Genomic DNA, 23915 nt, shown 5'->3' on the forward strand with positions numbered 1-23915 from the left:
CCGGTAACGCCTCCGGGGCCCACTAGTCCGGCACCGGGATGAGGTTGGGGCCGTTGTCGAACACCTGGTCCTTGAACCTGGCGCGTTCCTCCGGCGTGACGCACTTGACGTCGCCGTCCCACATCTCCCGCCATACGTAGCCGGGCATGCAGGTGGACGGCCCGTAGGCGCCGCCGCCGGGCTGGCGGTGGGGGTTCTGCGCGTGGGCCCGGTCGCGGATCTGCGGCGTGACGCAGAGGGAGTCCCCGTCGAAGCTGTCACGCCAGACGTAGCCGGGCAGACAGGTGTACGGCCCGTAGGCGCCGCCGTCGGGCTCCTGGTGGGGGTTCGGGTAGACGTCGGAGCGGACGCCGGCCGCCGACTGCGGCGGCTGGGCGACCGCCGCCGACGCCGGCAGCGCGACGGCTCCGCAGATGACGGCGGCCGAGGCGACGGGCAGCAGGAAGCGGGCGGTCCGGCGCCGGGGCGGGGTGGCGGTCGGGGTGGGGACGACGTGGGACATGGTGGCTCCTCGAAGGCGTGGGGCAGGCGGCGAGGGCCGCCGCCGGATCTGCCTCCAGTACGCGCCGCGGCAGCGGTCCCGGTCATGTCCCGGAAGGACGTGACTTGACGGGACGGCCGGAGACCGGGCCCGGCACGCCGGAAGGCCCGGCCCCCGTGGGGGAGCCGGGCCTTCCACTGCCGGGCCGCGCGGCGACTACGCCTCGAAGACCTCGTTCAGCAGGAGCTGCTGCTCCGCCTGGTGGCGCTTCGCGGAACCGACCGCCGGCGACGAGCCGTGCGGGCGGGAGATCCGGCGCAGGCGCTCGCCGGCCGGGACGTCCGCGCCGACCGCCAGGTCGAGGTGGTCGATCAGGTTCAGCGCGATGAACGGCCACGCACCCTGGTTCGCCGGCTCCTCCTGGGCCCAGATGTACTTCGCCGCGTTCGGGAACTTGGCGATCTCCGCCTGGAGCTCCGCACCCGCCAGCGGGTACAGCCGCTCGATGCGGATGATGGCGGTGTCGGTGATGCCGCGCTTCTCGCGCTCGGCCTCCAGGTCGTAGTAGACCTTGCCGGCGCAGAAGACGACCTTGCGGACCGCGTTCGCGTCCACCGTGGTGTCACCGATGACCGGACGGAACGAGCCGGTCGTGAACTCCTCCGCCTTCGACGCCGCCGCCTTCAGACGCAGCATCGACTTCGGGGTGAAGACGATGAGCGGCTTGTGGTGCGGGTTGTGGACCTGCCAGCGCAGCAGGTGGAAGTAGTTCGACGGCAGGGTCGGCATGGCCACCGTCATGTTGTCCTGCGCGCACATCTGGAGGAAGCGCTCGGGACGCGCGGACGAGTGGTCCGGGCCCTGGCCCTCGTAGCCGTGCGGGAGGAGCAGCGTGACGCCGGAGGTCTGGCCCCACTTCTGCTCGGCCGAGGAGATGAACTCGTCGACGACGGTCTGCGCGCCGTTGACGAAGTCACCGAACTGGGCCTCCCAGAGGACCAGCGCGTCCGGGCGGGCCAGCGAGTAGCCGTACTCGAAGCCCATGGCCGCGTACTCGGAGAGCAGCGAGTCGTAGACGTTGTAGCGGGCCTGGTCGTCCGACAGGTAGAGCAGCGGGGTGTAGTCCTCGCCCGTCTCCCGGTCGATGAGGACCGCGTGGCGCTGGCCGAACGTGCCGCGGCGGGAGTCCTGGCCGGACAGCCGGACCGGGGTGCCCTCCATCAGCAGCGAACCGAAGGCCAGGGTCTCGCCCATGCCCCAGTCGATGGTGCCCTCGTCGATCATCGCCGCGCGGCGCTGCAGCTGCGGCAGCAGACGCGGGTGGACGGTGACGCCCTCGGGGATGGTGACCTGGGACTCGGCGATCCGCTTGACGACGTCCTGCGAGATCGCGGTGTTCACGGCGACCGGGAACTCCTGCGCGGTCTGCGCGGGCGTCACCGGGGCGCCGGCGGCCGGAGCCGCCGAGGCCTCGCGGACCTCCGCGAAGACCTTCTCCAGCTGGCCCTGGAAGTCCTGGAGCGCCTGCTCGGCCTCTTCCAGGGTGATGTCGCCGCGACCGATGAGGGACTCGGTGTACAGCTTGCGCACCGAGCGCTTCTTGTCGATCAGGTCGTACATCAGCGGCTGGGTGAACGCCGGGTTGTCGGACTCGTTGTGGCCGCGGCGGCGGTAGCAGATGAGGTCGATGACCACGTCCTTGTTGAACGCCTGGCGGAACTCGAAGGCGAGGCGCGCGATGCGGACGACGGCCTCCGGGTCGTCGCCGTTCACGTGGAAGATCGGCGCCTCGATCATGCGGGCCACGTCGGTCGCGTACATGGACGAACGCGAGGACTCCGGGGCGGCGGTGAAGCCGACCTGGTTGTTGATGACCACGTGCACGGTGCCGCCGGTGCGGTAGCCGCGCAGCTGCGACATGTTCAGCGTCTCGGCGACGACGCCCTGGCCCGCGAAGGCCGCGTCGCCGTGGAGCGCGAGCGGGAGGACCGTGAAGTCCGTGCCGCCCTTGTTGATGACGTCCTGCTTGGCGCGGGCGACACCCTCCAGGACCGGGTCGACCGCCTCCAGGTGCGAGGGGTTCGCGACGAGCGAGACCTTGATCTGCTCGCCGTCCAGGCCGGTGAAGGTGCCCTCGGCGCCCAGGTGGTACTTGACGTCGCCGGAGCCGTGCATGGACTTCGGGTCGAGGTTGCCCTCGAACTCGCGGAAGATCTGCGCGTACGACTTGCCGACGATGTTCGCCAGGACGTTCAGGCGGCCGCGGTGGGCCATGCCGATGACGACCTCTTCGAGGCGGGCCTCGGCGGCCGAGTCGATGACGGCGTCGAGCAGCGGGATGACGGACTCGCCGCCCTCCAGGGAGAACCGCTTCTGCCCGACGTACTTCGTCTGCAGGAAGGTCTCGAAGGCCTCCGCCGCGTTCAGGCGGCGCAGGATGCGCAGCTGCTCCTCGCGCTCCGGCTTGGAGTGCGGGCGCTCGATGCGGTCCTGGATCCAGCGGCGCTGCTTCGGGTCCTGGATGTGCATGAACTCGACGCCGGTGGTGCGGCAGTACGAGTCGCGCAGCACGCCGAGGATGTCGCGGAGCTTCATCATCGACTTGCCGGAGAAGCCGCCGACCGCGAACTCGCGCTCCAGGTCCCACAGGGTGAGGCCGTGCTCGGTGATGTCGAGGTCGGGGTGCTTGCGCTGCTTGTACTCCAGCGGGTCGGTGTCGGCCATGACGTGGCCGCGGACCCGGTAGGAGTGGATCAGCTCGAAGACGCGGGCGGCCTTCGTGACGTCGTCGTCGTGCGAGGCGTCGATGTCCCGGTTCCAGCGGACGGGCTCGTACGGGATGCGCAGCGACTCGAAGACGGCGTCGTAGAAGCCGTCCTCGCCGAGCAGCAGGTTCGCGACGATGCGCAGGAACTCGCCGGAGGCCGCGCCCTGGATGACCCGGTGGTCGTAGGTCGAGGTCAGGGTCATGACCTTGGAGATGCCCAGCTTGTTCAGGGTGTCCTGCGAGGTGCCCTGGAACTCGGCGGGGTAGTCCATGGAGCCGACGCCCATGATGACCGACTGTCCGGGCATCAGGCGGGGCACGGAGTGGACGGTGCCCAGGCCGCCGGGGTTGGTGAGGGAGACCGTCACACCGGTGAAGTCGTCCATCGTCAGCTTGCCGACGCGGGCGCGGCGGACGATGTCCTCGTAGGCCTGCCAGAACTCGAAGAAGTTGAGGGTCTCGGCCTTCTTGATGCCGGCGACGACGAGCTGGCGGTCGCCGTTGGGCTTCACCAGGTCGATCGCGAGGCCGAAGTTGATGTGCTCCGGCTTGACCAGGGTCGGCTTGCCGTCCTTCTCCGCGAAGGAGTAGTTCATGGCCGGCATGGCCTTGATCGCCTGCACCATCGCGTAGCCGATCAGGTGCGTGAAGGAGATCTTCCCGCCCCGGGCGCGCTTGAGGTGGTTGTTGATGACGATGCGGTTGTCGAACAGCAGCTTCACCGGGACGGCGCGGACGGACGTGGCCGTCGGCACCTCGAGGGAGGCGTTCATGTTCTTGGCTACGGCAGCCGCCGGGCCGCGGAGCGTCACCAGCTCGGGGCCCGCGGGGGCCTCGGTGGCGGGCGCGGCCTTCTGGGGGGCTACGGCGGAGGGGGCGGGCGCGGCCGGTGCGGCGGCCGGGGCCTGGGAGGTGACAGTCACAGCAGGGGCACCAGAGGGGGTGGCAGGAGCAGGGGCAGGAGCTGACACAGGCGTGGGCGCGGGAGCCGTGGCGGGCGCGGGCGCGGCGCTCGCCGCCCCCGTGGCGGCGTCGGCGACCCGCGGGGCCTGGGCGACGGTGGTGGCGGCCTGTGCGGAGGCGCCGTCCGTCGTCGTCGTGGGCTTCTCCGTACCGGCGGACTTCACCGGAGCGGCGACGCCCCCCGGCTTGTAGTCGGCGAAGAAGTCCCACCAGGCCCGGTCGACCGAGTTCGGGTCCTGGAGGTACTGCTGATAGATCTCGTCGACGAGCCACTCATTGGCACCGAAGCCTGAGGCAGGGTTCTTCCCGCCCTCTGCTGCTTCGGTCGTGGTGCTCGAGTTACTGGGGGACTGTGGCGACACGGCGGCAACCGCCCTCTTCCGCTTCACAAGGTATGGACAGCGGGAATAAAGGCTACGCCTCCTCGGCCGCTGCACGCAGGCCGGGCGGGACTTCCGTCGCGCAGGTCACATCGAACGGCGGGTTTCACCGCCTGGAATGGCGGGAAACAAGTGTGGTTCGGGTAGGGGGCACCGAGGTTGCGGCCCCCATGGCTTCGCACCCCTGACGGACCCCGGGTACGTGTGGCCGAGATCATGTCCTTCCCACTCGAACCCTACGTCAACCCGGAGCCTGCGAGCTGCCCGGAAGCGTGACGAGGATGCGGCAGCCGCGTGACGATTCGGCCACTCCGATCCGCCCGCCGTGCAGCTCCACGGCCCAGCGGGCGATCGCCAGCCCCAGTCCGGTGCCGCCGTCGCCCCCGCGGGCGCTGCCCCGGTTGAACCGCTCGAAGACCCGGTGGCGCTCCGCCTCCGGGATGCCGGGACCCTCGTCCCGTACCTCAAGCACCAGGGCGCCGGGCGCGTCGCCGCCCCGGGCGCGGACCGTGACCCGGCCGTGCGGGGGACTGTGCTTGACCGCGTTGTCGATCAGGTTCGCGACCACCTGGTGCAGGCGCTCGTTGTCCGCGTACGCCCACAGCTCGGGCGGGAAGACGTCCAGGTGCAGGTGCACGTCGTTGCGGGCGTGCCCGCCCGAACCGGAGAGCAGGCCCGGCCGGCCGGCGGCCGCCAGCCGCGACTCCTTCAGCACCCCCGACAGGTACGGCCACACCTCGAAGCGGCGGGCGCGCAGCGGGACCACGCCGTTGTCCACCCGGGACAGGTCCAGCAGGGTCTCCACGAGCCCGCCGAGGCGCTCGGTCTGCTTCAGCATCGTGCGCATGGTCTCGGGATCGGCCGCCGACACCCCGTCCACCACGTTCTCCAGCACCGCCCGCAGCGCGGCGATCGGCGTGCGCAGCTCGTGCGAGACGTTGGCGACCAGCTCCTTGCGGTGCCGGTCCACGGCCTCCAGGTCGTCCGCCATCAGGTTGATGGTGGAGGCCAGGTCGCCCAGCTCGTCGCGGCGCCCGGCCCCGCGCACCCGCCGGGTGTAGTCACCGTGGGATATCGCCCGGGCCACCGTCGTCATGTCGTCGAGCGGGGCCGTCAGACTGTGCGCCACGAACTGCGTGATCAGCATCGAGGCGATCACCGAGAAGACCGTGATGAAGCGCAGCTCGGTGTCGGTGCGCAGGGCCACCAGCAGCAGGCCGGTCGTGATGAAGACCGAGACCACCACGAGCGTGCCCAGCTTGGTCTTGATCGAGAACGGCGAGAAGGGCCGCAGGCTCGCGGTGGGCCGCTGCCCGGGCCGCTGCCACTGTCCGCTCGGCGGGCCGCTCATGCCTGGGCCGGGGTCTCCAGGGCGTACCCGACGCCGTGGACCGTACGGATCCGCTCCGCGCCGATCTTGCGCCGCAGGGCCTTGATGTGGCTGTCGACCGTACGGGTCCCGGACGCGTCGGCCCAGTCCCACACCTCGGCCAGCAGCTGCTCCCGCGAGAGCACCGCCCGCGGGGTCCCGGCCAGGCACACCAGCAGGTCGAACTCGGTCGGCGTCAGGTGCACGTCCTCGGTCTGGACCCGGACCCGGCGCTGCGCGTGGTCGATCTCCAGATCGCCCAGGCGCAGGGTGGCCCCGCGCGGGGTGTGCGCGGCGATCGTGGCCCGCTCCACGCGCCGCAGCAGCACGTGGACCCGTGCGGCCAGCTCGCGCATCGAGAACGGCTTCGTCATGTAGTCGTCCGCGCCGACCCCGAGCCCCACCAGCAGGTCGGTCTCGTCGTCCCGCGCGGTGAGCATCAGCACCGGGACCGGCCGCTGTGCCTGGACCCGGCGGCAGACCTCCAGCCCGTCGAAGCCGGGCAGCATGACGTCCAGGACCAGCAGCTCCGGCAGCCAGCTCTCGGCCGCGGCGACGGCGGCAGGGCCGTCAGCCGCCGTCTGCACCTGGAAGCCCTCGGCGCGCAGGCGGGCCGCGATGGCCTCGGCGATGGTGTGGTCGTCCTCGACGACGAGCACACGCCGCTGGGCGCCGGGTGTCGCCGCGGCGCCGTTGTGTGTGGTGTGTGTCTGTTCCATGTCCGCCCCTGAAGATCCCGCGTGAATGGGGTGCAGCGTAGAGGAGGCACCGGCCTGCGGCTACGTGGGGTTCGGACATGGCATATGTGCTGGAGCGGCGTAAGCGGAATGGTATGTACCGGGTGCCGGACCCCCCACGGGACCGGCACCCGGCGGGCGGGACCGGTCAGGTGCCCCGCCGTCCGCGGCCCTTCAGAGGGCCAGTCCGTGCCCGTGCGGGAAGACCGGGTCGTGGGTGTCGTTCGGCACATCGGGGCGGGAGGCGGCGACCGCTTCCATCGAGCGCGGGAGCTCGAAGGGGAGGCGGCCCTCGGGCACCGCGCGGCCGAAGGCCACGTCCAGCAGGGCGGCGTCGGAGGCGCCGTAGTCGGCGATCAGGGCGGCCGCGCGCTCGGCGATCTCCGGGATGACGGCGGCCCGCTCCAGGTTGATGCAGACCAGGGTCGGGACCCGGTCCAGGAGGGCCAGGATCCCGGCCAGCTCCGGCTCGGGGAAGGCCAGCGAGCCCGAGTGGAAGAACGACTCGAAGGTGTTCTCCCGGGGCTCGTACGGGGTCCGCAGCCGCAGGACGGCCAGGTCCGCGTCGGCCGCTCCGGCGACCACCTCGCCGTACCCGGCGGCGACCGTCTCGTCCACGCCCCGCACGTACAGCCTCGGCCGCCCGCCCAGCGGCAGCAGCCCGTCCGGATTGGTCAGCACGGTCAGGGAGCGGCGCTGGGCGGCGGCGCCCAGCGCCGTGAAGTCGGCCCGGCCCACGGTCTCCGCCGCCACGTCCGGGTCCACGTACGGGTTCTCGAACAGGCCGAGCGTGAACTTCTCGCGCAGCAGCCGGCGTACGGACGCGTCGATCCGGGACTCGGCGACACGGCCCGAGCGGACCAGCTCCACGATGACCTCGGGGCACTGCTCGCCGCCGAACTGGTCGCAGCCGGCGTCCAGGGCGCGGGCCGCCCGCTCGGCCACGCCCAGGTGCTCCAGGCCCCAGGCGCGCGCCGGATGCACCTGCCCGAAGATCGTCGCGTCGTTGAGCAGCCCCCAGTCGGTGCAGACGATGCCGTCGAAGCCGAGCTCCTCCCGGAGCAGCCCGGTGACCACGCCCTTGCTGAAGCCGAAGCCGACCTCCTCCCAGTCCGTGCCCGTCGGCTGGCCGTAGTACGGCATCATCTGCGCGCACCCGGCGGCTATCGCGGCCTTGAACGGCTCCAGGTGGTGCTCGCGCATGCCGCCCGGGTAGACCTGCTCCTTGCCGTGCGCGAAGTGCGGGTCCTCGCCGTCCTTCTGCGGGCCGCCGCCGGGGAAGTGCTTGACCATGGCGGACACCGACCCGGGGCCGAGGGCCGGGCCCTGGAGGCCGCGTACGTACGCCTGGACGAGCCGGCCGGTCAGATCGGCGTCGGAACCGAAGGTTCCGGTCTGGCGGGCCCAGCGCGGCTCGGTCGCCAGGTCGATCTGCGGGTGCAGGGCGACGCGGAAGCCGACGGCGAGGTACTCGCGGCGGACGGTGTCGGCGAACCGGTGGACGAGCTCGGGATCGCCGATCGCGGCCAGGCCCAGGGCCTCCGGCCAGGCGGAGAAGGCGCCGGCGTTGAAGGAGGCGCCGACGTTGTCGGTGAAGGCGTGGCGCGGGTCGGTCGAGAGGGTGACCGGAATGCCGAGGCGGGTGGCCGCGGCCATCTCCTGGACGCCGTTCTGCCACCGGGCCATCTCGCGGGCCCCGTAGGTGCCGAGCAGGTTGAAGTGCGACAGGAAGCGGTCCTCGACCAGCTCGGGCGTGGTGAACGGGAGCATCGAGCCGTCGGTCTCGGTGACCGGGCTGCCGTCCGCGTTCATCATCAGCATCGAGTGGAAGAGCTGGCCGGCCTTCTCCTCCAGTGTCATCCGGGAGAGCAGGTCGGCCACGCGCCGCTCGACGGGGAGGGAGGCGTCCTGGTACTCGGGGATTGCGTTCACGGTGGGGCTCCTGGACTGCGTGACCGGGCGGATCGACGGCGTGGCGTCACGGTAGAGGTGAAAACCTTGTACCCGCTAGGTTTTTGAAAAGTGACCTGGATCACCCTTGGCGAGGGTGGGGAAAGGCGGCGTCTAGGGTGGTGCGCATGGCACGGGACACGGGGCGGGCGGCTTCGGCGGGCGCCGGACGCGGGACCTACGCGGTGGGCGACGCCCGCCGGCAGAAGATCCTCGACACCGCCGTCGAACACTTCGCGCAGTGGGGCTTCCACGCCTCCTCGCTGGCCCGGATCTCAGCCGGCTGCGGGATCACCCAGGGCGGGCTGCTGCACCACTTCCGGGGCAAGGAGGACCTGCTGCTGTCGGTGCTCGCCCAGAGCGAGCGGCACGACGTGGAGCGGCGGTTCGGCGAACCCGCCGCATCGGTCGCCGCGTACTTCACCACCCTCGTGGACCTCGCCGCCGACAACGAACGGCGGCCCGGGATCGTCCGGATGTTCAACACCCTGGTCGGCGAGGCCGCCGACCCCGGCCATCCCGCACACGAGTACTTCGAGCAGCGCTACGCCCGGGTGCTCGGCCACACCCTCGACGTGCTGGAGGCGGGCGTCGCGCGCGGCGAACTGCGCCCGGACGCCGACTGCGAGGCCGCCGGGCGGGAGATCCTCGCCGTCATGGACGGCCTGCAGATCCAGTGGGTCCTGGCGCCCGCCAACGTGGACATGCCGGCCCGGCTGCGCGGGTTCCTGGACCGGCTGCTGCGGGAGCTCTCGGCCGCCCCGGCCGGCGGCGGGCCGGTCTAGCCCGCCGTGAAGGAGGGCAGCGCGTCCACCACCTTGTTCAGGGCCGGCGGCAGCGAGCCCTGGTCGCCCGCCACCTCGTAGCCGCCGTACACGAAGGCGTAGAAGTACCCGTCGTAGACCGTGGGGCCGCCCGTGGCGATCCTGGGCAGGTGGGCGAAGTCCGCCTCCTGGAGGGCGGTGCGCAGCGCGGCGAGCCCGGCCTCCGGCATCGTGCCGGTGCTTTCCGTCTTCGCCTTGGCGTCCAGCCGGGTCCAGGAGCCGTCGCCCTTGACGACGAGGGTGTGGGTCTGGCCGGCGAAACCGCCGCTGCGGGTGACGCGGACCAGGGTCTCGCCGGGGGCGGGCACGCGGCTCGCGGCGGGGCTCGCCGTGGGGCTGGCGGCGGGGCCCGTATCGGAGCCGGAGGTGGTCCCGGCCGGGCTCGGGGCGGCCGCCGTCGAGGTCTTCGGTGGCGCGTCGTCGCCGCCTGTGGAGGCCGCCGGTCCGCACCCCGCGAGCAACGCCGCACTCAGCGCCAGGCCCGCCACCGCTCGTAACGCGCGCACACCCACCTCCGCAGTCACTCCGGTCCAACCCCGAGTATGGAGTCCGCACACCCGTTCCGACAGCTCCCGGAGGCCGACATCAGCCGGATCGCCCCCTGGCGACTGCTGCCGCCGCTGCTCGCCGTGGTCCTCGGCCTCTGGGGCCTGGAGCGGAGCGGCAGCATGTGGCGCGACGAGTCCGTCACCTGGCAGGTGGCCCACCGGCCGCTCGGCGGGATCCGGGAACTGCTGCACGGTGTCGACGCCGTGCACGGCCTGTACTACCTGCTCACGCACGGGGTTTTCCAGCTCTGGGACGGCGGCCTGTGGGCGCTGCGGCTGCCCTCCGTCGCCGCCACCGCGCTCGCGGCCGCCGGGGTGGCCGCCGTCGCCCACCGGCTCGCGGGGGAACGGGCCGCGCTGATCGCCGGATGCGTGTACGCCGTCCTGCCGCCCGTGCAGATGTACGCCCAGGAGGGGCGCTCGTACGCCCTGGTCGCGGCCGCCGTGGTCTGGGCGACGTACCTGATGCTGCGCGAGCGGTGGACCGCGTACACGGTGGTGCTGCTGCTCGGCTGCTGGCTGCACGAGTTCGCCGTGCTGGCCCTGCTCGCCCACGCCTTCACCGCGTGGCGTTCGCGCGGCTGGCGGTGGAGCGCCGGGATCGTGGCGGCCCTGCTGCTGCCGCTGGCCCTGGTGAGCGCCCGGCAGGCCGAACAGCAGCTCGGCTGGCTCGGCCGGCCGAGCTGGCAGGACTGGGCGGCGTACGGGGCGGTGGGCGGCGCGGCCCTGCTGCTCGCCCGGGGAGCCGCGAAGGACCTCGTACGGGTGGCGCTTCCGCTCACCCTGCTGCCGCCCGGGCTGCTGATGGTGATCTCCCTCGTGCACCCCTGGTACGTCGACCGGTACGTGCTCTACGCGCTGGCCGGACCCGCCCTGCTGGCCGGGGCCCGGCTGGCGGCGGCCCGTGGGTGGTGGCCGTGGGTGCTGGCCGGGGCGCTGCTCGTGCCGTTCGGCATCTGGTCGGTGTGGCTGCGTACGCCGGAGAGCCGCAAGGACGACGTCCTCGCGGTGGCCGCCGCGGTCCGGGAACGGGCCCGGCCGGGGGACGCGGTGGTGTTCATGCCCGCGCGCCGGCGCGAGTGGCTGCTCTCCTCGCCCGAGGTCTACGCGCCCCTGCGCGACGTGGCCCTGGAACGGAGCCCGGCGGCCTCGCACAGCCTCCAGGGCACCGAGCTGCCCCCGGACCGGATCCGGGCGGCGCTGCTCGCCTCGCCGCGGGTGATCGCCCTGCTGGACCCGGCCGGGCAGCCGCTGGACCCGTACCCGCGGGAGGCGGCCAAGCGGGACGCGCTGGCCGCCCGCTTCGAACTGTGCTCGCTGACCGGAGTCCGCGGCGCCCGGATCGCGGTGTACGCCCGGCCGGGCACCTGCCCCTGACCCGCCCGGCCGGGCGCCGGGGCCGGTCGAGGAGGATGGGGCGACCCGCGTCGCACAGCCGGAGGTGCCGAATGCCCACGCCCCAGAACGCCGCGCCCCAGAACGCCGCGCCCCAAGGGCCCGTGCCCCACGAGCCCGGGCTTGGAGCGCCGTCCGGGCCGGAGGCCGGGCCGCTGCCTGGGCCGCTGCCCGGGGCGCTGCCTGGGCCGCTGCCTGGGCCGCTCGTCGGGGCGGAGTGGCTGGGCGCGCGGCTGGGGAGGGGAGGGCTCGTGGTCCTCGACGCTTCCGTCGGCGCCCACCGGGGTGCGGAGCGTCGGATTCCGGGGGCGCGTCCCTTCGACCTCGACGGGGCCCTGTCCGACCACGACGCGCCCGCCCCGCACACCATGCCCGGGGCGCGGGCGTTCACCGAGGCCGTGCGGGAGCTCGGCGTGGACGACGCGGACACCGTCGTCGTCTACGACGGCGCCGGGATCTACTCCAGCGCCCGCGCCTGGTGGATGCTGCGCGCCATGGGCTTCGACCGGGTGGCCGTCCTCGACGGGGGACTGCCCGCCTGGACCGCCGCCGGCCTGCCCGTCGAGGCCGCCGGCCCGGCGTACGACGGCCCGCGCGGCTCCTTCACCGCCCGGCCCCGCCCCGGACTGCTGGTCGGCAACGGGGCCGTCGCCGCGGCCCTGGCCGACCCGGCCGCGGCCGTCGTCGACGCCCGCACCCGCGGCCGCTTCGCCGGTACCGCCCCCGAGCCCCGCCCGGGCCTGCGCGGCGGGCACATGCCCGGCGCGGTCAACCTCCCGTTCGGCGAACTGCAAGACCCCGACGGCCTGATGCGGTCGGCCGGGGAGCTCCGCACGGCCTTCGAGGAGGTCGCGGGCGGACGCCGGCGCCTCTACTTCAGCTGCGGCTCGGGGGTGACCGCATGCGTACTGGCCCTCGCCGCCGAGCTCGCCGGGTACGAGGACACGGCCGTGTACGACGGCTCCTGGAGCGAGTGGGGCGTGCCGTCGCCCCTGCGCCCGGTCGCCACCGGCCCGGCCTAGGCCCTGGCCGGGCTTCGGGCGGGGGCCGGGTGGCTGCGCCGCCGGTTGGCTGCGCCGCTCGGGTGGGCTTCGGGTTGGCCGGTTGTGCGGGGCCGGGCGCCGGGTGGCTGCGCCGCTCGGGCCGGGAGGTACGAGGGGGGCTGGTTGTGCCGGGGCCGGGCGCGCGCCGGGGCGTCTCCTCGGGCGCCGAACGTGACGAGGGGTCGGAGAGCGGAGCCCCGTAGCGTTCGGCGCCCTGCGGGGATCACCCCGACACACACCCGACCCCGGCCCAACCGGCCCGGCTGCTACCCCAACACCTGCGACCCTTCCGCCCTGTTGCACCATCCAGCCCCGCCGCACTACTCCAGCCCCGCCGGCGTTTGAGGCGCGGGGCCCGGGGCGGAGCCCGGTCTTTGAGCCGCACCGTCCAACTCCGCCGCACCCTCTCCAGCCTCGCCGCACCATCCAGCCCCTCCGGCGTTTGAGGAGCGGGGGGCGGGGCGGAGCCCCGGCAGTGGGGCCGCACGGCTGGTCCCGGGGCGGGGGTTAACCCCACCCGGGTCCGGGTACCGGCACCATCGGCCCGGCGGCGCCGGCGCGCCAGGATCGTTCCATGACTTCTCACGCCACGTCACGCCGTCTCGCCCGCAGCGCGGTTGCCGTCCTCGGAACCGGATTCCTGCTGGCCGGCTGCTCCTTCTCGGACGGACCGAAGAAGACGGCGACCGCCGACACCACGGTCACCGAGGCGGTCGCGGCGGTCGAGGTCACGGACACCCGGGCCGGCTCGATCGAGGTCACCCCGGGGACAGGGCCCGGCGTCACGGTCCGCCGTACCGTCCACTACCGGGGCGACACCGCCCCCACCCCCGGCCAGCGGGTCAGCGCGGGCGTGCTCACCTTCTCCCACGGCTGCTCCGGCAGCTGCTACGTCGACTACCGCCTGGAGGTCCCGGCCTCCGCCAAGGTCAAGCTGGAGAGCAGCAGCGGCCGCATCACCGTCACGGGCGTGGCCGCCGCCGAGGTCGAGGCTGACTCCGGCGACGTCCGGGCCGAGCGCATCGCGGGCCCGCTGAAGATCCGTACCTCCTCGGGCGACATCACCGCGGCCGGCCTGTCCGGCCCGAGCGCGGACGTCCGCTCGGACTCCGGCGACGCCCGCGTGGACTTCACGGCGGCCCCCTCCTCGGTGCTCGCCGAGACCTCATCGGGCGACGTCACGCTGAAGGTCCCGCACGCCCCGTACCGGTTCGCGGTCTCCAGCACCTCCGGCGCCCGCGACATCGGCATGACCGAGGACCCCACCGCCACCTCCCGCCTCTCCGCGAAGACCACCTCGGGCGACGTCCGCATCTCCGCCGTGTGACGCGGGCCGCGAGGGCTTCAGCCGGGCGTCAGGTCCGTTGCGTCGGCGTAGCCGATGGCTGCTGCCTCCCGGGCGACCTGCGCCATGTCCGCTCCGGAGTTCAAGCTGGTGATGAGCCCGCTGGTGAGCGGCTGCCGTGCGTAGACGTGGCGGATGGCGTGCCTCGACGTATGCCCGAACACTGCGGGGACGAGTCCACGACGCCCGGCCAAGGACCGTCGTCGACATAGGGGCATCCCGACGACGGGGACATCGGGAAGCCTCTGGGCAACGTCGTGGACCGTCATGCACGTTCATCCAAGCGGGTGGCTTTGACACCCGCCCGGTCGCAGGCCGGGCTCGCCTTCGCGGGCGACCCCGCGTCTGTTCGCCGTCGGCGAACGAGGGTTGGGGAACATTGGGCGGCGCACATGCATTGAGTCGGCATAGCTCAACTTCACTGCCGGAGGGAAGATCATGGCTTCGACGTCCGCCACACTCACTCTGCCCGTGCTGCCGCTCGACGACGAGGTCGTGCTGCCCGGAATGGTCGTGCCGCTGGACCTGTCCGACGCCGAGGTGCGCGGTGCCGTGGAGGCGGCCCAGGCCGCGGCGGGCACCGGGAAGCCGCGGGTGCTGCTCGTGCCGAGGATCGACGGGAAGTACGCCGCGACGGGTGTGCTCGGGACGGTCGAGCAGGTGGGGCGGCTCTCCGACGGGGACCCCGGGGCGCTCATCCGCGGCCGCGGGCGGGTCCGTATCGGCGCCGGGACCACCGGACCCGGGGCCGCGCTCTGGGTCGAGGGCGAGACCGTGGACGAGCACGTGCCGGACCCGCTGCCGGGATCCGTGGCCGAGCTCGTCAAGGAGTACAAGGCCCTCGCCACCAGCTGGCTCAAGAAGCGCGGCGCCTGGCAGGTCGTGGACCGGGTCCAGCAGATCGAGGGCGTGTCCGCGCTCGCGGACAACTCCGGGTACTCGCCGTTCCTGACCCTCGACCAGAAGGTCGAACTGCTGGAGACCGCCGATCCCGTCGCCCGCCTCAGGCTCGCGATCAAGGCACTCAGCGGCCACCTCGCCGAGCAGGACGTGGCCGAGTCCATCGCCAAGGACGTCCAGGACGGCGTCGACAAGCAGCAGCGGGAGTTCCTGCTCCGGCGGCAGCTGGAGGCCGTGCGCAAGGAACTGCGCGAGCTGAACGGGGAGAAGGACGGCGAGGAGTCCGACGACTACCGGGCCCGCGTCGAGGCCGCCGACCTGCCCGAGAAGGTACGGGAGGCCGCCCTCAAGGAGGTCGAGAAGCTGGAGCGGGCCAGCGACCAGAGCCCCGAGGGCTCCTGGATCCGCACCTGGCTGGACACCGTGCTGGAACTTCCCTGGAACGAGCGCACCGAGGACCGGTACGACATCCGGGGCGCCCGGGCGGTGCTGGACGCCGAGCACGCCGGCCTGAGCGACGTGAAGGACCGCATCACCGAGTACCTCGCCGTGCGCAAGCGGCGTTCCGAGCGCGGCATGGGCGTCATCGGCGGCCGCCGCGGCGGGGCCGTGCTCGCGCTCGTCGGGCCGCCCGGCGTCGGCAAGACCTCCCTCGGGGAGTCCGTCGCCCACGCCATGGGCCGCAAGTTCGTGCGCGTCGCCCTCGGCGGCGTACGGGACGAGGCCGAGGTCCGCGGCCACCGCCGGACCTACGTCGGCGCCCTGCCCGGCCGCATCGTCCGGGCCATCAAGGAAGCCGGTTCGATGAACCCGGTGGTCCTCCTCGACGAGATCGACAAGGTGGGCTCCGACTTCCGCGGCGACCCGGCGGCCGCCCTCCTGGAGGTCCTGGACCCGGCGCAGAACCACACCTTCCGGGACCACTACCTGGAGGTGGAGCTCGACCTGAGCGACGTCGTCTTCCTGGCCACCGCCAACGTCCTGGAGGCCATCCCGGAGGCACTCGCCGACCGGATGGAGCTCGTCCGCCTCGACGGCTACACCGAGGACGAGAAGGTCGTCATCGCCCGCGACCACCTGCTGCCCCGTCAGCTGGAGCGCGCCGGCCTCGGCGCCGACGAGGTGGTCCTGGAGGAGGACGCCCTGCGCAGGCTGGCCGGGGAGTACACCCGCGAGGCGGGCGTCCGCACCCTGGAGCGGTCCCTCGCCCGCCTGCTGCGCAAGGTGGCCTCCCAGCACGAGCTGGGGGAGCGGGAACTGCCCTTCAGCATCGGCGCGGACGACCTGCGGGGGCTGATCGGTCGCCCGCACCACGTGCCGGAGTCCGCCCAGGACCCGGCCGAGCGGCGCACCGCCGTCCCCGGCGTGGCCACCGGCCTCGCGGTGACCGGTGCGGGCGGCGACGTGCTGTTCGTCGAGGCCTCGCTGGCCGACCCTGAGACGGGCGCGGCCGGCCTGACCCTCACCGGCCAGCTCGGCGACGTCATGAAGGAGTCGGCGCAGATCGCGCTGAGCTTCCTGCGCTCGCACGGCGCGGAACTGGAACTCCCGGTCGCCGACCTGAAGGACAGGAGCGTGCACATCCACTTCCCGGCGGGCGCCGTGCCCAAGGACGGCCCGAGCGCCGGCATCACGATGACGACCGCGCTCGCCTCGCTGCTCTCCGGACGGCAGGTGCGCACCGACGTGGCCATGACCGGCGAGGTCTCGCTGACCGGGCGGGTCCTGCCGATCGGCGGGGTCAAGCAGAAGCTGCTGGCCGCGCACCGGGCCGGGCTGACCACCGTGATCATCCCGAAGCGGAACGAGGCCGACCTGGACGACGTCCCGGCGGAGGTGCTGGAGGGGCTGGAGGTGCACCCGGTGACGGACGTGCGCCAGGTGCTGGAGCTCGCTCTGGCACAGGCGGAGCTGGAGGTCACCGCCGCGGCCTGACCGGGGGCCGCACGGCCCGCCGGCCACCCCACCGCCCGCCTGTCTCATGCCCTCGCACGGCCCGGCTCCCCGCTCCGGCGGGGTCCCGGGCCGTCGGCACACCCGCTGCGAAATACTGGCCCCTCACCCACCGGGGTGCCACACACCATCGAAGGAGCGGGACGTGCACGGGAGCGAAGACCAGGAGTTCCTTGCCCTGGAGCGGGAGCTGTCCGTCTTCCTCCGGCGCGCCCGCGCCTCCTCAGGCGAGATGGCCCGCGAGCTCCACCCCGAGCTGGAGCCCGCCGCGTACGGACTCCTCGTACGCCTGGAGGCAGCCGGCCGGCAGCGGGCCACCGAGCTCGCCGCCTACTTCGGCGTCGGCAAGGCCACCATGAGCCGGCAGCTGCGGGCCCTGGAGGTCCTGGGCCTGGTGGCACGCGAGCCGGACCCCGCCGACGGCCGGGCCTTCCTGGTCGGGCTCACCGAGGAGGGCCGCGAGCGGTTCCTGCGGGTACGGGGCGCACGGCGCGAGCAGTACATGCGCAAGCTCGCCGACTGGGACCGCGGCGAGGTGGCGGAACTGGCCCGGCTGCTCAACCAGTTGAACGCGGGCGCCGAGTAAAACGGGCTCCGCCCCGCCGATTGGGACGGGGCCGTGCCGGGGCGACCCCGCAGGACGCCCTTGGCCTGGCCGGCCGGAACGCAGCGGCCCCGGAGCCGATGCCCGCCGGGGCTCCGCCCCGCACCCCGCGCCTCAATCGCCGGCGGGGCTGGAGTGGTGCGGCGGGCCTGGAGTGGTGCGCGGGGCCTTGGATGGTGCGGCTCCGCCGCCGGGGCTCAGCCCCGCACCCCGCGCCTCAATCGCCGGCGAGGCTGAATTTTGGTGCGGCGAGGCTGGGTGGTGCGGCGAGGCTGGGTGGTGCGGCAAGGCCGAAGGGTGCGGCTCAAAGATCGGGGCTCCGCCCCGGACCCCGCGCCTCAATCGCCGGCGAGGCTGAATTTTGGTGCGGCGAGGCTGGGTGGTGCGGCAAGGCCGAAGGGTGCGGCTCAAAGATCGGGGCTCCGCCCCGGACCCCGCTCCTCAAACGCCGGAGGGGCTGAATTTGTGCGGCGGAGGCTGAGTTTGGTGCGGCGAGCTGGATGGTGCCGAGGGTCGCAGGGGTTGGGGTAGCAGCCGGGCCGGTTGGGACGGGGTCGGGTGTGTGTCGGGGTGTCCCCGCAGGGCGCCGAACGCAACAAGGCCGATCTCTCCGACCCCTCGTCACGTTCGGCGTCCGAGGAGACACCCCGGCGCGCGCCCGGCCCCGGCACAACCGGCCCCCACCGCACCCGGCCCGAGCGGCGCAGCCACCCGGCGCCCGGCCCCGGCACAACCGGCCCCCACCCCACCCCACCCCACCCCACCCCACCCCGGCCCCCGCCCAAGCGGCGCAGCCGACCGGCGTCCGGCCCCTGCACAACCGGCCCAAGCGGCGCAGCCAACCCGCAGGCGACAGGCCTAGAGCTCCGCGTACACCGCCGAGGCGTCGTCGTGCCGCTTGTAGCGGGCCGGCGGCCGGGACGGGTCGGACTCGATGGCGCGGACCCGGCCGATCAGGCCCTCCGCGCCCTCCTTGCGCAGCACCGCCAGGCACTCGGCCCAGTCGCCCTCCCCGAACGTGTCCGTCCACCGGCTCGCCCCGTCCGTGAGCGCGGCCACCGCCCGCACCTGCCCGCGCGGGGTGCGCCCGGTCACCGCCCGGGCCGCCACCGCGGGGTCCGCGGCGGCGGTGAAGAAGCCGCCCTCCGCGTTGCGCAGCCCGTCCGTCGACGCCACCGAGCGCAGCACCTCCCGCGGCACCCGGTCCAGCCGGTCGTCGAGCACCGCCGTCACCCCGCCCCCGGGCGCCTGGAGGAGCAGTACGGAATCCGAGAGCACGAGGTGTTCCACGTACGCCTCGTCCCAGCGGACCACGACGACCGCCGCCTGCGGCGTCCGCACGTGAGAAAGGTCACACGTGTCGCGGTGGGCGTCGGCCGTGGCGCGGACGGACTCGGCCAGGATCCGGTCCAGCGGCATGTCCCGCCGCGATCCGGACAGTTCGGTCAATCGGCCGCCGAGCCGGGCCGCGAACCACGGAACCCCGTGCACGCAACCGTCCTCTCCGCTCGGCGGCGTGACCCCGTCCAGGGCCACCAGGACACCGCCGCCCGAGGCGGGGATCGCGGCCGACACCCAGTCCTCATTGGGGCGTTCTTCGTTGCCGGGGACCGAGGCGAGATCGATGCGCATGCCACCATTCTGCCGCGCGACAGCCCCGCGCACGCGCAGGTCCGTACCAAAACGGAACGGGGCGGGCGGGCCCGTACGCGGCCCTCCGGCGGCGGGCCGCAAGGGCCCGGGCGGGGCGCCGGCACGCGGGCGGACATGTGGGCGGGCATCCTGCCAAAGGCCGTATCGATCTTTCAACCACCTGTCCACGGCAGCGCTCTGGGGCAGGCTGCCCGAGTTGGTTGCCAACTCATCCGTGATGTTCACTCGTTCGAGTGGCCGGGTGGGCGATGTGCGGCTCTCTCCCCAACACGCTGCAAAGGTCTGAGGCGGTACGAGGGGGCAGGGGGCGTTTACTTGTTGACCGGCCGTTACCTCGGCCACACGAGTAGACGAGCACAAGCACACGTACAGGATTGCGAGCACCGGTGCAGAAGAAGCGGTCTCGAAAATGGGGGCACCTCCCGGCGGTAGCCGGGGGAGGCACCGCCGCCGACGGCCCGGCCCCCGCAGGACGCCGCGTCCGCGTGCGCCGCAGGCTGGTCATCGGCGTCGCCGTCGCCGGCCTCACCGTCCTCGCGGCAGGCACACCCTCCGTCGTCACCGCCGCGAGGGAGCTGAACGACTCCCAGCGGCTGGTCACCCTCGCGGAGCAGACCGGGCAGATCCTCACCGTCGCGCACGTCCTCGCCGACGAGCGTGACGCCGTGGTCGAGTACGCCGCCAAGGGCCGCCCCGGCGCCGCCAAGGGCGCCCTCCAGGAACGCATCCTGCGCACCGACCGGCAGATCGCCGAGGCCGCGACCGAGGTCGACGAGACCCTCGGCACGGCCCTCGCCCGCGTCGCGGCCGTCCGCACCGAGGCCATCGACGGCAAGGGCACCGCCCTCGCCGCCCACCAGGCCTACACCGGCGTCCTCACGGAACTCCTCGCCCCGGGCGACCGGCTCGCCGAGCAGACGCCGCCGCGCGCCGAGGCCGCCCTCACCACCACCCGCCCGCTCGCCCCGCTGGGGCAGGCCGTCGAACAGGCCTCGGCCACCCGTGGACTGCTGCTCGCCGCGCTGGCCGTCCCCCGCGGCGACCAGCCCCCGGGCTCGGCCGCGGTCGACGAACTCACCACCGCCGCCCAGCGTTCGCGCGTACGGGAACTGGCCGCACTGGACGACTTCGCGCGGGCCGCGCGGCCCGACGTGCGCCAGACCCTCACCGCCACCGTCACCGGCCCCGAGGTCAAGACGGCCGACGACTTCCTCAAGCGGCTCACCGACCGGCCCACCCTGACCCCGGCCGACCGCAAGACCGACGGGGCCGCCGTCGGCAGCGCGCTCACCGCACGCATCGACCGGATGCGGACCGTCGAGGCGACCCTCGCGGGCCAGCGGGCCTCCGCCCTGACCTCCCTGCGCGACGACGACGTGACCCGGCTGGAAACCCTGGTCGCCCTGCTGGGCCTGCTGTTCCTGGTCGCCGTCGGCGTCTCGACCGCCGTCGCGCGCTCGCTGACCCGGCCGCTGTCCGTGCTGCGGCGCGGCGCGGCACGCCTGGCGACGCCGGAGGGCTCGGTGGAACCGGTGCGCTTCACCGGCCGCAACGACGAGTTCGCCGAGGTCGTACGGCACCTGAACGCGGTCCGCGACCAGACGGTCTCCCTGCACACCCGGATCGCCGGGCTCGACGCCGACCGCCGCCGGATCATCGGCCGCAACGAGGCGCTGACCGCCGGCCGGGACGTGCTGGAGGAGGAGCTCGGGAAGCTGCGGGCGGGGCTGGAGGAGCACCGCCGCGTCATGTCGACGACCTCCGTCTCGCTGTCGCTGCGGACCCTGGGCCTGGTCGAGCGCCAGCTCGTGGTCATCGAGGAACTGGAGTCCAAGGAACAGGACCCGGACCGGCTCGCGACCCTGTTCAAGCTCGACCACCTGGCGACCGTGATGCGCCGCCACAACGAGAACCTGCTGGTCCTCGCGGGCCAGGAGCACGGCCACGGGCAGGTGCTGCCGGTACCGCTGGTCGACGTGATGCGGGCCGCCGTCAGCGAGATCGAGCGCTACGAGCGGGTCGACCTCGCCGCGCTGCCCTCGTACACCCAGGTCGCGGGGCACGCGGCCGACGACCTCTCGCACGTGCTGGCCGAGCTGCTGGAGAACGCGACGACGTTCTCGCCGCCGGACGTCAAGGTGAAGGTGTCCGGCTGGACGCTGGACTCCGGTGACGTGGTGCTGTCCGTCGTGGACGAGGGCATCGGGGTCACGGGGGACCGGCTGGAATCGCTGAACTCCCGGCTGTCCACGCCCGAGGCGTACGACGAGGAGCCCGAGGCCGAACACGGCCTGGGCCTCGGCCTGTACGTGGCCGGACGCCTCGCGGCGCGGCACGGGGTCACCGCGGAACTGCGCGCCGGGCGGCACGGCGGGACCGAGGCCCTGGTGGTCGTCCCGGCGGCGCTGCTGCCCGCCACCCCGCCGGTCTCCCCGGTCCACACCCTGGCCACGCCGGGCGCACCCGCGCTGCGCCTTCCGGGCGTGATCGCGGAGGCCAACGAGAACACCCTCCCGCCCCGCCGCCGAGGCACCCACGCCGCCCCGGACCCCACCGCCGACGCCACCACCGCTGCCGCGGAGCCGGAAGTCGACGCTTCCGACGCCGCCGTGGCCTCGGCCGACACGGAGCCGGAGCCGGCCTTCCGCGTGCCCGCCACCACGGTGGCCCCGGTGACCCTGGCCGAGGCCCTCGCGGGCCCCGCCCTCCCGGCCACGGCCGAGGCTGACCTGCCCCCCGCCGACCAGATCTTCACGGCCGCACCCCCGTCAGGCGACACCTCCGCGGAGCCGGACCTCACGGAGGAGCCCCCCGCGGGCCAGGTGCCCGCGGACCAGGTGCCCGCGGACCAGGTCTTCACCGCCGAGCCCCCGGCAGGGGATGCCTCCGCGGAGCCGGACTTCACGGCCGAGCCCCCGGCAGAGCAGGTGCCCGCGGACCAGGTCTTCACCGCCGAGCCCCCGGCAGGGGATGCCTCCGCGGAGCCGGACTTCACGGCCGAGCCCCCCGCGAGGGACCCGGCAGGGCAGGTGCCCGCGGACCAGGTCTTCACGGCCGAGCTCCCCGCCGCGGACCCGGCAGGGCACGTGCCCGCGGACCAGGTCGTCACCGCCGAGCCCCCCGCAGGGGATTCGGCAGGGGACCCGGCGCCCGAGGCCGTCTCCGACCCCCACTCCCACTCCCACGCCCCCGCCGAAGGCAACTGGGTTCCCCGGCAGGGCAGTCACCCCGCCGACCCCGACCCCGGCCCCGGCCCCGCCGACGCCGTCACCGACAAGGGCCTGCCGAAGCGGACCCCGCGCACCGTCACCGCCGGGCGCGCGGACGACGTACGGCCGCCCGAGCCACCACGCCGGATCGACGCCGACGAACTCCGGCGCCGGCTCGGCGGTTTCTACCAGGGAGCCCAGGACGGGCGACGCGTCGTCGCCGCCGAGCTCGCCCAGGACAACGCGCAGGACCAGGGGCAGGGGCACAGCAAGACCGACCAGGGGGACACCGCACAGGAGGCACGCACATGACCGCGCCCAGTACGTACGGACCGAGCACCCAGGCCCGCAATCTGCAATGGCTGCTGACCAACCTGGTCGAGGAGGTCCCCGGCGTCAACTCCGTCGCCGTCGTCTCCTCGGACGGGCTGCTGCTCCTGTCCTCCGACCCCGCAACGGGCGGCGCGGCCGATGCACAGACCAAAGCCGGGCCGAAGGGCCCGCGCGGCGCGTCCGCCGACCTCGCCACCATCGTGTCCGGCCTCGGCAGCCTCACCTCCGGCGCCGCGGACCTCATGGAGAGCGGCTCCGTCAAGCAGACCATGGTGGCGATGGAGCACGGCTCCGTCTTCGTCATGTCCATCAGCGACGGCTCACTGCTGGGCGTGCACGCCACCCCCGACTGCGACATGAGCGTCGTCGCCTACCACATGGCGCTGTTCGTCGGCCGCGCCGGCCACGTCCTGACCCCCGAAGTCCGCAGTGAGCTGCGCCAGTCGATGGAGAACACCCCGTGAGGAGTACGGCCTCCGACCGGCTGCCGATACGCGGCGCCGACCGCCGCCCCGCCCGCGTCCGCCCGTACTCCCTCACGGGCGGCCGCACCCGCTTCACGCAGGTCCTGAACGTCGAGACCTTCGTCGCCACCCTGGAGACCAAGGCCTCGGAGCCGCAGAAGCCCGACCGCATGCCCGAGATGCCCGCCATCGTCGAGGTCTGCCGCCGCATGCGCACGATCGCCGAGATAGCCGCGCTGCTGAAGCTGCCGCTCGGCGTGGTCCGCGTGCTCGTCAGCGACCTCGCGGACCAGGGCCGGATCCGGGTCTACGGGACCGGCCACGGCACGGGCCGCCCCGAACGCGCGCTGCTCGAAAGGGTGCTCAGTGGTCTTCGCCGTCTCTGATCAGCCGCTGCCGCCGGCCGTGGACGACGAGCCCGTCCAGCCCTGGCAGTACGACCGTTCCCGCGCCCCCGTCGCCGTCAAGGTGCTGGTCGCAGGTGGCTTCGGTGTCGGCAAGACCACCTTCGTCTCCTCCGTCTCCGAGATCACCCCGCTGCGCACCGAGGCGGTGATGACCCAGGCCGGCGTCGCCACCGACGACCTGTCCGGCACCCCGGACAAGAACACCACCACCGTCGCGATGGACTTCGGCCGCGTCACCCTCGACGACGACCTCGTCCTCTACGTGTACGGGACCCCGGGCCAGAAGCGGTTCTGGTTCATGTGGGACGACCTGGTGCGCGGGGCCATCGGCGGGCTCGTGCTCGCCGACACCCGCCGGCTGCGCGACTGCTTCCCGGCCCTCGACTACTTCGAGACCTGCGGGCTCCCGTACGCCGTCGCCGTCAACCACTTCGAGGGCTCGCCGTCGTACGAGCCCGAGGACGTGCGCGAGGCGCTGAGCGTCCCGCCCCACGTGCCCGTCGTGATCATGGACGCGAGGCGCCGGCACACCGTGGTCGAATCCCTGCTGGCCCTGGTGGGCCACGCGCTCGACACCACTCCCGAATAGC

The 23915-nt window shown here is 73.5% G+C and carries 18 protein-coding genes; 10 read left to right on the plus strand and 8 right to left on the minus strand.

The window, feature by feature from the left end; translation table 11 throughout:
* Positions 1-22: 22 nt before the first annotated feature.
* From ACZ4VT_RS06160 to ACZ4VT_RS06180, 5 genes are all read right to left on the minus strand, one after another.
* Positions 23-502: a hypothetical protein gene (locus ACZ4VT_RS06160; RefSeq protein ID WP_467947068.1), complete on the minus strand. Its 480-nt coding sequence runs from the start codon at positions 500-502 to the stop codon at positions 23-25.
* Positions 503-697: 195 nt separating this feature from the next.
* Positions 698-4573: a multifunctional oxoglutarate decarboxylase/oxoglutarate dehydrogenase thiamine pyrophosphate-binding subunit/dihydrolipoyllysine-residue succinyltransferase subunit gene (locus ACZ4VT_RS06165; protein ID WP_467947070.1), complete on the minus strand. Its 3876-nt coding sequence runs from the start codon at positions 4571-4573 to the stop codon at positions 698-700.
* 259 nt (positions 4574-4832) lie between these two features.
* Positions 4833-5942, minus strand: coding sequence for a HAMP domain-containing sensor histidine kinase (locus ACZ4VT_RS06170; protein ID WP_467947071.1), 1110 nt, complete (start codon positions 5940-5942; stop codon positions 4833-4835).
* The gene (locus ACZ4VT_RS06175) at positions 5939-6679 is read right to left on the minus strand and encodes a response regulator transcription factor (RefSeq protein WP_362797126.1); all 741 of its coding nucleotides are present in this window, start codon (positions 6677-6679) and stop codon (positions 5939-5941) included. The genes ACZ4VT_RS06170 and ACZ4VT_RS06175 overlap by 4 nt, the downstream gene beginning before the upstream one ends.
* Before the next feature lie 192 nt (positions 6680-6871).
* On the minus strand, positions 6872-8629 hold the full coding sequence (locus tag ACZ4VT_RS06180) for a glycoside hydrolase family 3 protein (RefSeq protein WP_467947073.1): 1758 nt from the start codon (positions 8627-8629) through the stop codon (positions 6872-6874).
* A 146-nt stretch (positions 8630-8775) separates the two neighbouring features.
* Between ACZ4VT_RS06180 and ACZ4VT_RS06185 the strand changes: the two genes are divergently transcribed.
* The gene (locus tag ACZ4VT_RS06185) at positions 8776-9432 is read left to right on the plus strand and encodes a TetR/AcrR family transcriptional regulator (protein ID WP_467947075.1); all 657 of its coding nucleotides are present in this window, start codon (positions 8776-8778) and stop codon (positions 9430-9432) included.
* Here ACZ4VT_RS06185 and ACZ4VT_RS06190 read toward each other — a convergent pair.
* On the minus strand, positions 9429-9977 hold the full coding sequence (locus ACZ4VT_RS06190; RefSeq protein ID WP_467947077.1) for a hypothetical protein: 549 nt from the start codon (positions 9975-9977) through the stop codon (positions 9429-9431). The genes ACZ4VT_RS06185 and ACZ4VT_RS06190 overlap by 4 nt on opposite strands.
* A 36-nt stretch (positions 9978-10013) precedes the next feature.
* Here ACZ4VT_RS06190 and ACZ4VT_RS06195 point away from each other — a divergent pair, with 36 nt between their 5' ends.
* The 3 genes from ACZ4VT_RS06195 to ACZ4VT_RS06205 all read left to right on the plus strand — a co-directional run bounded on the left by ACZ4VT_RS06195 (position 10014) and on the right by ACZ4VT_RS06205 (position 13784).
* The gene (locus ACZ4VT_RS06195) at positions 10014-11396 is read left to right on the plus strand and encodes a glycosyltransferase family 39 protein (RefSeq protein ID WP_467947079.1); all 1383 of its coding nucleotides are present in this window, start codon (positions 10014-10016) and stop codon (positions 11394-11396) included.
* A gap of 209 nt (positions 11397-11605) precedes the next feature.
* Positions 11606-12436: a sulfurtransferase gene (locus tag ACZ4VT_RS06200; protein ID WP_467947194.1), complete on the plus strand. Its 831-nt coding sequence runs from the start codon at positions 11606-11608 to the stop codon at positions 12434-12436.
* A gap of 595 nt (positions 12437-13031) precedes the next feature.
* Positions 13032-13784 carry a DUF4097 family beta strand repeat-containing protein gene (locus ACZ4VT_RS06205; protein ID WP_467947081.1) on the plus strand — a complete coding sequence of 251 codons (753 nt, stop codon included), beginning with the start codon at positions 13032-13034 and terminating at the stop codon, positions 13782-13784.
* Positions 13785-13801: 17 nt separating this feature from the next.
* Here ACZ4VT_RS06205 and ACZ4VT_RS06210 read toward each other — a convergent pair whose 3' ends face one another.
* Entirely contained in the window at positions 13802-13966 is a 165-nt protein-coding gene (locus tag ACZ4VT_RS06210) for a hypothetical protein (protein WP_467947083.1), read from the minus strand.
* 274 nt (positions 13967-14240) lie between these two features.
* Between ACZ4VT_RS06210 and lon the strand changes: the two genes are divergently transcribed.
* Together lon and ACZ4VT_RS06220 are read left to right on the plus strand one after the other, a co-directional pair.
* A complete protein-coding gene (gene lon / locus ACZ4VT_RS06215; RefSeq protein WP_467947084.1) occupies positions 14241-16637 on the plus strand; it encodes an endopeptidase La in 2397 nt (798 codons plus the stop codon).
* Positions 16638-16800: 163 nt separating this feature from the next.
* Entirely contained in the window at positions 16801-17241 is a 441-nt protein-coding gene (locus ACZ4VT_RS06220) for a MarR family winged helix-turn-helix transcriptional regulator (protein WP_234323486.1), read from the plus strand.
* An 876-nt stretch (positions 17242-18117) separates the two neighbouring features.
* Here the strand turns inward: ACZ4VT_RS06220 and ACZ4VT_RS06225 are convergent.
* Positions 18118-18891 carry a hypothetical protein gene (locus tag ACZ4VT_RS06225; RefSeq protein ID WP_467947086.1) on the minus strand — a complete coding sequence of 258 codons (774 nt, stop codon included), beginning with the start codon at positions 18889-18891 and terminating at the stop codon, positions 18118-18120.
* A 506-nt stretch (positions 18892-19397) separates the two neighbouring features.
* Here ACZ4VT_RS06225 and ACZ4VT_RS06230 point away from each other — a divergent pair.
* From ACZ4VT_RS06230 to ACZ4VT_RS06245, 4 genes are read left to right on the plus strand one after another with little or no spacing between them, the layout of a single operon-like run.
* The gene (locus tag ACZ4VT_RS06230) at positions 19398-22433 is read left to right on the plus strand and encodes a sensor histidine kinase (protein ID WP_467947088.1); all 3036 of its coding nucleotides are present in this window, start codon (positions 19398-19400) and stop codon (positions 22431-22433) included.
* Entirely contained in the window at positions 22430-22918 is a 489-nt protein-coding gene (locus ACZ4VT_RS06235; protein ID WP_467947090.1) for a roadblock/LC7 domain-containing protein, read from the plus strand. Before ACZ4VT_RS06230 ends, ACZ4VT_RS06235 begins: the two co-directional genes overlap by 4 nt.
* Positions 22915-23304 carry a DUF742 domain-containing protein gene (locus ACZ4VT_RS06240; protein WP_467947091.1) on the plus strand — a complete coding sequence of 130 codons (390 nt, stop codon included), beginning with the start codon at positions 22915-22917 and terminating at the stop codon, positions 23302-23304. The genes ACZ4VT_RS06235 and ACZ4VT_RS06240 overlap by 4 nt, the downstream gene beginning before the upstream one ends.
* The gene (locus tag ACZ4VT_RS06245) at positions 23285-23914 is read left to right on the plus strand and encodes a GTP-binding protein (protein WP_467947093.1); all 630 of its coding nucleotides are present in this window, start codon (positions 23285-23287) and stop codon (positions 23912-23914) included. The genes ACZ4VT_RS06240 and ACZ4VT_RS06245 overlap by 20 nt, the downstream gene beginning before the upstream one ends.
* The last annotated feature ends 1 nt before the right edge of the window (position 23915 follow it).

This window comes from Streptomyces sp. NPDC029164 (assembly GCF_055563995.1).

Excerpts from the sequence above, each read along its gene's own strand:
- ACZ4VT_RS06160 (WP_467947068.1), bottom strand. The coding sequence starts at position 502 with ATGTCCCACGTCGTCCCCACCCCGACCGCCACCCCGCCCCGGCGCCGG.
- ACZ4VT_RS06170 (WP_467947071.1), bottom strand. The coding sequence starts at position 5,942 with ATGAGCGGCCCGCCGAGCGGACAGTGGCAGCGGCCCGGGCAGCGGCCC.
- ACZ4VT_RS06175 (WP_362797126.1), bottom strand. The coding sequence starts at position 6,679 with ATGGAACAGACACACACCACACACAACGGCGCCGCGGCGACACCCGGC.
- ACZ4VT_RS06185 (WP_467947075.1), top strand. The coding sequence starts at position 8,776 with ATGGCACGGGACACGGGGCGGGCGGCTTCGGCGGGCGCCGGACGCGGG.
- ACZ4VT_RS06195 (WP_467947079.1), top strand. The coding sequence starts at position 10,014 with ATGGAGTCCGCACACCCGTTCCGACAGCTCCCGGAGGCCGACATCAGC.
- ACZ4VT_RS06205 (WP_467947081.1), top strand. The coding sequence starts at position 13,032 with ATGACTTCTCACGCCACGTCACGCCGTCTCGCCCGCAGCGCGGTTGCC.
- lon (WP_467947084.1), top strand. The coding sequence starts at position 14,241 with ATGGCTTCGACGTCCGCCACACTCACTCTGCCCGTGCTGCCGCTCGAC.
- ACZ4VT_RS06225 (WP_467947086.1), bottom strand. The coding sequence starts at position 18,891 with ATGCGCATCGATCTCGCCTCGGTCCCCGGCAACGAAGAACGCCCCAAT.
- ACZ4VT_RS06235 (WP_467947090.1), top strand. The coding sequence starts at position 22,430 with ATGACCGCGCCCAGTACGTACGGACCGAGCACCCAGGCCCGCAATCTG.